This window comes from Actinoplanes sp. NPDC051475 (genome assembly GCF_040689425.1).
Taxonomy (GTDB): domain Bacteria; phylum Actinomycetota; class Actinomycetes; order Mycobacteriales; family Micromonosporaceae; genus Actinoplanes.
In genome coordinates this window covers 311,725-321,684 of record NZ_JBFAZZ010000011.1, presented here as the reverse complement: position 1 = coordinate 321,684, position 9,960 = coordinate 311,725, and the positions used below count along the sequence as shown (strand labels likewise).

General features: G+C 70.9%; 11 protein-coding genes. 3 read left to right on the top strand and 8 right to left on the bottom strand.

Features of this window, described 5'->3' with window-relative positions; genetic code table 11:
* Nucleotides 1-93: 93 nt before the first annotated feature.
* Both AB0368_RS23845 and AB0368_RS23840 read right to left on the bottom strand, forming a co-directional pair.
* Complete coding sequence (locus AB0368_RS23845; RefSeq protein ID WP_366156139.1) at nucleotides 94-501, bottom strand: VOC family protein; 408 nt, start codon at nucleotides 499-501, stop codon at nucleotides 94-96.
* A 535-nt stretch (nucleotides 502-1,036) separates the two neighbouring features.
* Complete coding sequence (locus AB0368_RS23840) at nucleotides 1,037-1,624, bottom strand: sigma-70 family RNA polymerase sigma factor (RefSeq protein ID WP_366156138.1); 588 nt, start codon at nucleotides 1,622-1,624, stop codon at nucleotides 1,037-1,039.
* A gap of 30 nt (nucleotides 1,625-1,654) precedes the next feature.
* Here AB0368_RS23840 and AB0368_RS23835 point away from each other — a divergent pair, with 30 nt between their 5' ends.
* Together AB0368_RS23835 and AB0368_RS23830 are read left to right on the top strand one after the other, a co-directional pair.
* Nucleotides 1,655-2,056: a hypothetical protein gene (locus tag AB0368_RS23835; protein WP_366156137.1), complete on the top strand. Its 402-nt coding sequence runs from the start codon at nucleotides 1,655-1,657 to the stop codon at nucleotides 2,054-2,056.
* Between the two features lie 113 nt (nucleotides 2,057-2,169).
* The gene (locus tag AB0368_RS23830; RefSeq protein WP_366156136.1) at nucleotides 2,170-2,787 is read left to right on the top strand and encodes a GNAT family N-acetyltransferase; all 618 of its coding nucleotides are present in this window, start codon (nucleotides 2,170-2,172) and stop codon (nucleotides 2,785-2,787) included.
* 30 nt (nucleotides 2,788-2,817) lie between these two features.
* On the opposite strand, the gene AB0368_RS23825 is transcribed toward AB0368_RS23830, so the two are convergent.
* The 6 genes from AB0368_RS23825 to AB0368_RS23800 form a co-directional block, all read right to left on the bottom strand.
* The gene (locus AB0368_RS23825; RefSeq protein WP_366156135.1) at nucleotides 2,818-3,159 is read right to left on the bottom strand and encodes an RNA polymerase-binding protein RbpA; all 342 of its coding nucleotides are present in this window, start codon (nucleotides 3,157-3,159) and stop codon (nucleotides 2,818-2,820) included.
* 178 nt (nucleotides 3,160-3,337) lie between these two features.
* On the bottom strand, nucleotides 3,338-3,595 hold the full coding sequence (gene secG, locus AB0368_RS23820) for a preprotein translocase subunit SecG (protein ID WP_366156134.1): 258 nt from the start codon (nucleotides 3,593-3,595) through the stop codon (nucleotides 3,338-3,340).
* 98 nt (nucleotides 3,596-3,693) lie between these two features.
* Complete coding sequence (gene tpiA / locus AB0368_RS23815) at nucleotides 3,694-4,485, bottom strand: triose-phosphate isomerase (RefSeq protein WP_366156133.1); 792 nt, start codon at nucleotides 4,483-4,485, stop codon at nucleotides 3,694-3,696.
* A gap of 2 nt (nucleotides 4,486-4,487) precedes the next feature.
* Nucleotides 4,488-5,684 (bottom strand): phosphoglycerate kinase, encoded by a 1,197-nt coding sequence (locus AB0368_RS23810; protein WP_366156132.1) that lies wholly within the window; start codon nucleotides 5,682-5,684, stop codon nucleotides 4,488-4,490.
* A 5-nt stretch (nucleotides 5,685-5,689) separates the two neighbouring features.
* On the bottom strand, nucleotides 5,690-6,685 hold the full coding sequence (gap, locus tag AB0368_RS23805) for a type I glyceraldehyde-3-phosphate dehydrogenase (RefSeq protein ID WP_366156131.1): 996 nt from the start codon (nucleotides 6,683-6,685) through the stop codon (nucleotides 5,690-5,692).
* Between the two features lie 339 nt (nucleotides 6,686-7,024).
* A complete protein-coding gene (locus tag AB0368_RS23800; RefSeq protein ID WP_366156130.1) occupies nucleotides 7,025-7,639 on the bottom strand; it encodes a helix-turn-helix domain-containing protein in 615 nt (204 codons plus the stop codon).
* A gap of 60 nt (nucleotides 7,640-7,699) precedes the next feature.
* On the opposite strand from AB0368_RS23800, the gene AB0368_RS23795 reads away from it, so the two are divergent.
* Nucleotides 7,700-9,946: a glycoside hydrolase family 3 C-terminal domain-containing protein gene (locus AB0368_RS23795; protein ID WP_366156129.1), complete on the top strand. Its 2,247-nt coding sequence runs from the start codon at nucleotides 7,700-7,702 to the stop codon at nucleotides 9,944-9,946.
* The last annotated feature ends 14 nt before the right edge of the window (nucleotides 9,947-9,960 follow it).

The window sequence follows — 9,960 nt, the reverse complement described above, 5'->3', positions numbered from 1 at the left end:
CATGCCATCCTCTTCGGGCCCGCACGGGACCCGGGGAGTGCACAACGGGCGTACCACGGTTGCCGTTCGGTTCACACCCCCGGAATCCTCAAGTCAGGCCCGGGACGAGATCTGCTGCACCGCCCAGCCGTTGCCGTCGGGGTCGCTGAAGAACAGGAAGCCGACGTTGTCGAGCGGATCGGGCGTCGGATTCGGGTTCTCACCCAGCTTCTGCACGTCGCTGACCGCAACGCCGCGCTCCACCAGCTCGGCGTGGGCCCGGTTGATGTCCGGCACGACGAGCTGCAGGCCCTTGAGCGAGCCCGGGGGCATGTCGGGCACCGCGCCCTTGCCGATGACGACCGAGCAGCCGGAGCCCGGGGGCGTCAGCTGCACGATCCGGACGTCGTCGCTGATGACGGTGTCATGGTCGACGTTGAAGCCGAGCTTGCCGGCGTAGAACTCCTTGGCCCGGTCGATGTCAGAGACCGGGACGATCACCACTTCCAGGGTCCAGTTCACCGGCCCATCCTGACAGGTACGCCGGTCGCGGCGAACCGTCACCCGAATCCCGGGGGTGGCGTCGGCGCGAGCTCCGGCCCCTTTTCCGGCGAGCCGGTCGGTGCGAAGTCCGGTCCCTTGTCCGGCGAGCCGGTCGGCGTGGGCACGGGCTGCGTTCCCGAGGGCGTCGTCGATAGTCCGGAAACGGAGGGTATGCCCTTCGGTGCGAAGAGTCCGGACCGGGTCGGCGAGGGTTCTGGTCCCGGCACGGCCGAACTCGTGGGCGAAGTGGGCGAAGGAGACGCCGGCACGGTCGCGGCCGGGGCATTCGGCACCCGGCCAGGCCCGCGACCGTCGCGCGGTATCCAGACGGCGAGCCCCACGACGGCGAGCGCGAGGGCCACTCCCATGGCCAGTATTCGCAGGCGCCACCCGCTCCCCGCGAACCGTCGCCGGGCGGGTATCGCCGTCGGCGGCAAGGCAGGTTGCAGATCGCCGGCGGTGACCGCCAGCGCCCGGGCCGCCAGCGCCGCGCGCAGCCGCCGCTCTACGGCGCTCACCGCCGCTCCCCCAGCAGGCCGCGGAGCAGGGCAAGCGCCCGGTGAGCCGTCGACTTCACCGTTCCGCGGGACACGTGCAGCACATCCGCGATCTCCTGCTCCGACAGCTCCGACCAGTACCGCAGGACCATCACCTGACGCTGCCGTACCGTCAGCTCCCCCAGCGCCGCCAGCACCTCCCGGTCCCCCTCCCCCATCAGCATCTGGTCCTCGGCGGCCGGGGCCGTGCCCGGCGGAGGCGGCACGTACGCCCGGGCCGTACGCCGGCGCCGCAACGCCGAGCGGGCGGCGTTCATCACGCCGGACGTCAGGTACGCGTCCGGGTCGGCGACCGACCGCAACTCGGCCCCGTGCCGCCGGTAGAGGGCCGCGAACACGTCCTGGACGATGTCCTCGGCCGTACCCAGGTCGTCGACCATGAGCACCGCCAGCCGCACGAGGTGCAGCCTGCGCGCGTGGTAGAGCTCGTTGATCGCCGGGGGCCGGTCCGGCGCGCCCGGCTCGCGGACGGGCGGCGCGGACCCGGACACGGCCGCACGCAGCCACCGCAGCAGGGGCTGCGGCAGCGGAAGCGTGAGGATCATGGGCGGCGCCTGGGTCAGCGGGTGGTCCGGGTGGGTGACGGTACCGCGCCCACGGTCCGCGACGGCATCGGGACGGTCTCCGGCCCGCCGGTCCGCGTCGGGCTCGGAACGGGTCCAGCCGGCCCGGTCGAGCTCGGGGCAGGTCCACCGGTCCGCGTGGGGCTCGGCACAGGTCCGGCGGTCCGTGTCGGGCTCGGCACGGATCCACCGGTCCGCGTCGGGCTCGGCACAGGTCCGGGCGTCGCCTCGTCCGGGCCGGCGCTCGAAGGCAGCGGTACGGGCGTCGCATCGTCGTCGGTCACGGGCGAAGGCACCGGCCGCGGCTTGCCCGAGTCGGCGAACGCGGTAGCGGCGTATCCCCCGCCCAGAATGACGACGGCGGTCGCTGCGACGGTCAACGTGGCGGCACGGGCGGTGAGACGCATCGGCTGAACTCCTGCGAGGTCGGGAACGGGCTCTCGCAGGGAGGGACGCGCGACGCCGTAAAAGGTTGGCGCTGTGATGGTGACGCCGGTCACAGCGCGCGTCTACCTAGACTTCTGGCCGTGCAGCCTTCGATCCGTGCGTACCGCTCCGGGGACCTCGACGCCGTCTACGACATCTGTGTCCGCACAGCCGATGCCGGGGGTGACGCGCGCGGTCAGTACTCCTCGGATCGCCTCATGGGCGACATCTTCGCGGCGCCGTACGTGGTCCTGGAGCCGGAATACGCCCATGTGCTCGACGACGGCACCGGGACGGCGGTCGGTTACGTGCTCGGCACCGCCGACACCGTACGGTTCGCCCGGCGCTATCGCGAGGAGTGGCTGCCGGCGACGGCGGGACGTTATCCCGAGCCGGCCGACCCACCGCTGACGGCCGAGGACGGCATGCTGGCGCTGCACTACCGCCCGGAGCGCATGGTCGTGCCCGGGCTGGCGGACTACCCGGCGCACCTGCACATCGACCTGCTGCCGGAATGGCAGGGCAAGGGCTGGGGCCGCCGCCTGATCGCGGCGTTCCTGAACGGGCTCCGCGCCGCCGGGGTGCCGCGGGTACACCTGGGCATGGCCGAGCGGAACACGGCGGCGCGGGTCTTCTACGACCGGCTCGGCTTCGTCGAGCTGACCGTCCCCGACGCGGGCCCCGTGATCTACCTCGGCCGCGAAACAACGCCCCTGTAGCGCCCGGCCGGCACAGCACGCCTGCGCGGGCTACTCCCCGCGACGCTGGCGGACCTTGGCGAGCGCCTCGGCCAGGATCGCCTCACCGTCCTCGTCCGAGCGCCGCTCCTTGACGTACGCCAGGTGGGATTTGTAGGGCTCGGCCCGCATGCGGCCCGGCGGGTTGGCCCGGTCGAGGCCGGCCGGCTGGCCGCATCGGGTGCAGTCCCAGGTTTCGGGCAGGGCGACGTCTGCGGCGAAGCGGACCTCCATCGAGTGGCCGGCCGCGCACCAGTACGTCACCTCCCGCCGGGGTGCGGGCTCGCTGCGCTCGTCGGGGCGCATCGGGCTGGAGCCGATGCGGCTGCCGCGGATCGCACTGCCACTGGACACGGATGTGACTCCTGTCTTTCAGGGGCGTCATCGCCGGAGAATGCGGCGGTGGTGAGCGGTGGAAAAACAACCGCGCGGCCCGGACGGACCGGACCGCGCGGCAGAGTCTACGACTCTCGGGGCGCCTGGAGGAAGAGTTGCTGACGAACGGTAAGAAAGCGCCCGTTGACAATCTGTTTCAGGAGCCGCCCTGGGTGGTCTTCAGCCAGAGGCCGAGACCGACGATGCAGGCGAACCAGACGATGCCGACCAGGACCGTGTAGCGGTCGAGGTTCTTCTCGGCGACCGAGGAGCCGGCCAGACTGGAGGTGACGCCGCCGCCGAACATGCTGGACATGCCGCCACCCTTGCCGCGGTGCAGCAGGATCAGCAGGGTCAGCAGGATGCTGGTGATGACCAGCAACACGATCAACGTGTAGGCGAACGCGATCGGCATGGTGGGGTCATTCCTCTCGAAGGGCGCAGCAGCGCCCCCACAATAGCGGGCGCGCAAGGAACCGACCGCCCTGGGGCGGCCGGTTCCTCAACAAAGATTCAGCGCTGGACGTGCTCGCGGAACCGGACGATGGAGGCGAACTCCTCGGCGTCCAGGCTCGCGCCACCGATCAGCGCGCCGTCCACGTCCGGCTGCGCCATGATCGCCGCGATGTTGGCCGCCTTCACGGAGCCGCCGTACTGGATCCGCACCGCGTCGGCCGTCTCGGCGCCGTACTTCTCGGCGAGCCGTGCCCGGATGGCACCGCACACCTCCTGCGCGTCGTCAGGCGTCGCCGTCTTGCCGGTGCCGATCGCCCACACCGGCTCGTACGCGATGACGATCTTCTTGACGTCCGAGTCCTTGAGGCCCTCGAGGGCACCGTCGAGCTGGGTGCAGCAGTGCGCCACCTGCCCGGCCGCCTCGCGGATCTCCAGCCCCTCGCCGACGCAGAGGATCGGGCTGAGCTCGTTGGCGAGCGCCGCCTTGACCTTCGCGTTGACCAGAGCGTCGTCCTCGCCGTGGTACTCGCGGCGCTCGGAGTGGCCGACCACCACGTACGAGCAGCCGAGCTTGGCCAGCATCGCGCCGGAGATGTCGCCGGTGTACGCCCCGCCCTTGTGCGGCGAGAGGTCCTGGGCGCCGTACCCGATCTGGACCTTGTCGCCGTCGATCGCCGTCTGCACGCTGCGCAGGTCGGTGAACGGCGGCAGTACGACGGCCTCGACGTCGGTGAGCTGCTGCTCGTTGAGGCTGGCGGCCAGCTTCTGCACCAGGAGGATGGCCTCGAGGTGGTTGAGGTTCATCTTCCAGTTGCCGGCCATGATCGGCCGGCGGGTCACGTCCGCCATGCTCAGCTCTCCAGCGCGGAAAGACCCGGCAGGGTCTTGCCCTCGAGGTATTCCAGCGACGCACCGCCGCCGGTCGAGATGTGGCCGAAGCCGGACTCGTCGATGCCCAGCGTGCGCACGGCCGCGGCCGAGTCGCCGCCGCCCACCACGGAGAAGCCGTCGATCTTCGTGATCGCCTCGGCCACGCCGCGGGTGCCCGCCGCGAACGGCGCCAGCTCGAACACGCCCATCGGCCCGTTCCAGAACACCGTCTTCGCCGACCCGATCGCCTCGGCGAACAGCGCGACCGACTCCGGCCCGATGTCCAAGCCCAACCGGTCGGCCGGAATCTCTGAAATGTCAACCACGTCGTGCGCAGCATCCGCGGCGAACGAGGACGCCGCCACCACGTCCACAGGCAGAACGATCCGTCCGTCAGCCTGGGAAAGCAGCGAGGCGCAGGTGTCGATCATCTCCGACTCGAGCAGCGACTTACCCACCTCATGGCCCTGGGCCTTGAGGAAGGTGAAGCACATGCCGCCACCGACGAGCAGCTTGTCGACCTTCGGCAGCAGCGCCTGGATCACGGCGAGCTTGTCGGAGACCTTCGAGCCGCCCAGCACCACCACGTACGGCTGCTCGGGGCTCTCCGTCACGCGGCGCAGCACCTCGACCTCGCGCAGCACCAGCCCACCGGCGTAGTGCGGCAGCCGGGCCGGAACGTCGTACACCGAGGCGTGCTTGCGGTGCACGGCGCCGAACGCGTCGTCGACGTAATACTCCGCGAAGGCGGCCAGCTGGCCGGCGAAGGCGCCGCGCACGGCGTCGTCCTTCGACGTCTCGCCCTCGTTGAAGCGCAGGTTCTCCAGGAGCAGCACCTGCCCGTCGAGCAGCGCGTCCACCGCGTCCGAAGCCGCCGGGCCCACGGTGTCCGAAGCGAAGATCACCGGGTTGCCGAGCAGCTCACCGAGGCGCTCGGCCACCGGCGCGAGCGTGTACTTCGGGTCCGGCGCGCCCTTGGGGCGGCCGAGGTGCGAGCACACGATGACGCGGGCGCCCGCGTCGCGCAGCGCCACCAGCGTCGGCAGCACCGCGCGGATGCGGCCGTCGTCGCTGATGATTGTGGGATCACTCTTGTCGAACGGGACGTTCAGGTCGGCGCGCACGAGCACGCGCCGACCCGAGACACCCTCGCCGAGCAGGTCGTCGAGAGCCTTCACGCAGCTCAGCCGACCAGCTTGACCAGGTCGACGAGGCGGTTCGAGTAGCCCCACTCGTTGTCGTACCAGCCGACGACCTTGACCTGGTTGCCGATGACCTTGGTCAGGCCGGCGTCGAAGATGCAGGACGCCGGGTCGGTGACGATGTCGGCCGAGACGATCTGGTCCTCGGTGTAGGTGAGGATGCCCTTGAGCGGGCCGTCCGCGGCGGCCTTGATCGCAGCGTTGACCTCGTCGACGGAGGTCTCCTTGCCGGCCTGGAAGGTCAGGTCGGTCGCCGAGCCGGTCGGGATCGGCACGCGCATCGCGAAGCCGTCCAGCTTGCCCTTGAGCTCCGGCAGCACCAGGCTCACGGCCTTGGCGGCGCCGGTCGAGGTCGGCACCACGTTCAGGGCGGCGGCGCGGGCGCGGCGCAGGTCCTTGTGCGGGCCGTCCTGCAGGTTCTGGTCCTGCGTGTAGGCGTGGATCGTGGTCATCAGGCCACGCTCGATGCCGATCGTGTCGTTCAGCACCTTGGCCATCGGCGCGAGGCAGTTGGTGGTGCAGGACGCGTTCGAGATGACCGTGTGCTGCGCGGCGTCGTACAGGTTGTCGTTGACGCCCATCACGATCGTGATGTCCTCGTTCTTGGCCGGCGCCGAGATGATGACCTTCTTCGCGCCCTTGTCGACGTGCGCCTTGGCCTTGGTGGCGTCGGTGAAGAAGCCGGTCGACTCGATGACGACGTCGGCGCCCAGGTCACCCCACGGCAGGTTCTGCGGGTCGCGCTCCTCGAATGCCTTGAACGTCTTGCCGGCCACGGTGATCTCGTCGGAGGTGGCCTTCACCTCGTGCGGCAGGCGGCCCAGGATGCTGTCGTACTTCAGCAGGTGGGCGAGCGTGGCGTTGTCGGTGAGGTCGTTCACACCCACGATCTCGATGTCCGCGCCGGAGGCGAGCACCGCCCGGAAGAAGTTGCGGCCGATACGGCCGAAGCCGTTGATGCCAACCCGGATGGTCACAGGTCGATCTCCTCGTTTCGGTCCGCCGGGTTCTGCGACCGGCGGAGGTATGCGTGCCGACCATTGCTCGGGGCCGGCTGTGACTGGGCCGCGCTGCCGTGCGACGCCGCGTCTGTCGATCGCGGCGTCCCGGCGCGTTCGGCCGTAGCTGCCGGCACCGTCGCCGTCACCCCAGACCCTAGCCGAGAACGTCGGTCGCCCTCGCGTCGGGGCCGCGACCTTATCGTTACTTCAGGTGGACATTTTTCGAGTACGCCCACACCAGTTCACAAACGCATCACCATCCATCGCCCTCAGGCGGACAGGCCGTCGTGGTCCGGGCCGTACTCCCCCGCCGGGCTACGTCGCAGGACACTCCAGCAGGCTTTCGAGGAGATTGAGAGACTTCTCGATGTCCACGGCGGGATCCAGCAGCCACTGCGTCTGGAGGCCGTCCGAGGCGGCGATGACCAGCGCCGCGGCCGCCTCCGGATCGATGTCCGCGCGGATGCGGCCGGCGTGCTGCTCGTCACGCACCAGGGCGGCAAGCAGGCGGCGCAGGCCTTCGAAGCGGGCGGAGAAGAACAGCCGGGACTCCTCGTGGCCGCTCTCCAGGGCGCTCGCCACCAGCGTCGAGTAGAGCTGCACCAGGCCGGGAACCCCGTGGTTGCGGCGGGCGGCATGGGTCATGAGCCCGACGACGGAGCTGCCCTCGGGCACCGGGTCCGCCACGATCGAGCGTTCCTCGGCGGCCCGGTACACCTCGACGAGCAGTTCCTCGCGCGACGCGAAGTAGTGCTTGAGCGCGGCGTGCGACACCCCGATCGCCTCACCGATGGCGCGCAGCGAGGTGCCCTGGGCGCCCCGCTCGGCGAAGACCTCGATGGCCCGGTCGAGGATCTCGCGCCGCCGCCGCACGCCCTTCTCGTACGCGCCGCGCCGGGTCGCACCCGGACTGACTTCGGCCTCCGTCATCGCACCATCCTAGAGAAATGAAAACTTCCACGTGGAGGTTTTCATTGTTACGCTTTCCGCATGACTCCCCACGCCGGCACACCCCTGGACATCCCGGCCCTGCTCAGCGCCCTCACCCTCGAGGAGAAGGCGGCCCTGCTCGACGGCGCCGACTTCTGGCGTACCCAAGGAATCGAGCGTCTCGGCATCCCCTCGGTGATGGTCACGGACGGCCCGCACGGCCTGCGCAAGCAGGCCGGCGACTCGGATCACGTCGGACTCAACGAGAGCGTCCCCGCCACCTGCTTCCCGCCCGCCGCGGGCCTCGCGTCCACCTGGGACGCCGGGCTGCTCACCCGCATCGGCGAGGCGCTCGGCCGCGAGTGCCGCGCCGAGGAGGTCGCGGTGCTGCTCGGCCCCGGCATCAACATGAAGCGCTCGCCGCTGTGCGGCCGCAACTTCGAGTACTTCTCCGAGGACCCGCTGCTGGCCGGCGAACTGGGCGCGGCGCTCGTGGACGGCATCCAGAGCCAAGGCGTGGGCACGTCACTCAAGCACTTCGCGGCCAACAACCAGGAGACCGACCGGATGACGGTCTCCGCCGACGTGGACGAGCGCACGCTGCGCGAGATCTACCTGCCCGCGTTCGAGCGGGTCGTCACCGGCTCGCAGCCGTGGACGGTCATGTGCTCGTACAACCGGATCAACGGCACGTACGCGAGCGAGGACCCCTGGCTGCTCACCGGCGTACTGCGCGACGAGTGGGGATACACCGGCCTGGTGGTGTCCGACTGGGGCGCGGTCAACCGCCGCGATGCCGGCGTGGCCGCGGGCCTCGACCTGGAGATGCCGTCGTCCGGCGGCGCCGGCACCCGGGTCATCCTGGACGCGGTCCAGGCCGGCACGCTCAGCGAGAAGGACGTCGACCGCGCGGCCACCCGCGTGCTGGAGCTGCTGAACCGGGCCCTGCCGGCGCTCGGCCCCGGGCAGACGTTCGACGCCGACGCCCACCACGCCCTCGCCCGTGAGGCCGCGGCCGCCAGTGCGGTGCTGCTCAAGAACGAGAACGACATCCTGCCGCTGGCCCGCACCGGCGGCCCGATCGCGGTGATCGGTGAGTTCGCCCGTACGCCGCGCTTCCAGGGCGCCGGCTCCTCCCAGGTCAATCCGACCCGGGTCGACTCCGCGCTGGACGCGCTCCGGGCCGGGGAGCGCGAGGTGCTCTTCGCCCCGGGCTTCGCCATCGACTCCGACACCGCGGACCCGGCCCTCGTCGACGAGGCCGTCCGGGCCGCCTCCAGCGCCGACGTGGTGGTGCTGTTCCTCGGCCTGCCGCCCGCGTACGAATCGGAGGGCTACGACCGCGACCACATGGACCTGCCGGCCCACCAGGTGGACCTGCTGCACGCCGTGGCCGACGCCAACCCGCGGCTGGTCGTGGTGCTCTCCAACGGCTCGGTCGTGACCGTGGCACCGTGGCAGGACCGGGCCGCAGCCGTGCTCGAGGGCTGGCTGCTGGGCCAGGCCGGCGGCGCGGCGACCGCGGACCTGCTGCTCGGCGCGGCGAACCCGGCGGGCAAACTCGCCGAGACGATCCCGGTCCGCTACGAGGACAACCCGGCACTCGGCGCCTTCCCCGGCGAGCACGGCCACGTCCGCTACGGCGAGGGCCTGCTCATCGGCTACCGCTGGTACGACGCGCACCGCCTGCCGGTCGCGTACCCCTTCGGCCACGGACTGTCCTACACCACCTTCGGCTACGACGACCTGGCGACGACCCCGGACGGCGACCAGGTGGAGGTCGCCCTGACCGTGACCAACACCGGCACCCGGCCCGGCACCGAGATCGTCCAGGTGTACGTGAACGACCCGCAGGCCACCGTCTACCGGCCCGACCAGGAGCTGCGCGGCTTCGCCCGGGTCACGCTGGAGCCCGGCGCGAGCGAGCGGGTCACCGTACGGCTCGGTCGCCGGGCGTTCGCCTACTGGCACCCGGCCCTGCACCGGTGGACGATCGAGGGCGGCGCGTTCGGCATCCGGGTAGGCGCGTCCTCGCGAGACATCCGCCTGGAGACCACCGTCGAGCTGTCCGGCGACGACGTCCTGACGCCGCTCACTCCGGAGTCCACGGTCGATGCCTGGCTGGATCACCCGCGGGCGGGCGGCTGGCTGCGGGATCAGCTGGGCGAGGGCATGTTCCAGGCGATGCTGTTCGATCCGAGGAACGGCCAGATGATGCGGGCGATCCCGCTGCAGCGGCTGTCCCGCTTCCCCGGCTTCCCGGTCACGGAGCCGCAGGTGTTCGAGGCGGTGGCCCGCTTCTCCTGACCCACGTCCGCCGG

Excerpts from the sequence above, each read along its gene's own strand:
- secG (WP_366156134.1), bottom strand. The coding sequence starts at position 3,595 with ATGCCGATCGCGTTCGCCTACACGTTGATCGTGTTGCTGGTCATCACC.
- tpiA (WP_366156133.1), bottom strand. The coding sequence starts at position 4,485 with ATGGCGGACGTGACCCGCCGGCCGATCATGGCCGGCAACTGGAAGATG.
- AB0368_RS23795 (WP_366156129.1), top strand. The coding sequence starts at position 7,700 with ATGACTCCCCACGCCGGCACACCCCTGGACATCCCGGCCCTGCTCAGC.
- AB0368_RS23800 (WP_366156130.1), bottom strand. The coding sequence starts at position 7,639 with ATGACGGAGGCCGAAGTCAGTCCGGGTGCGACCCGGCGCGGCGCGTAC.
- AB0368_RS23840 (WP_366156138.1), bottom strand. The coding sequence starts at position 1,624 with ATGATCCTCACGCTTCCGCTGCCGCAGCCCCTGCTGCGGTGGCTGCGT.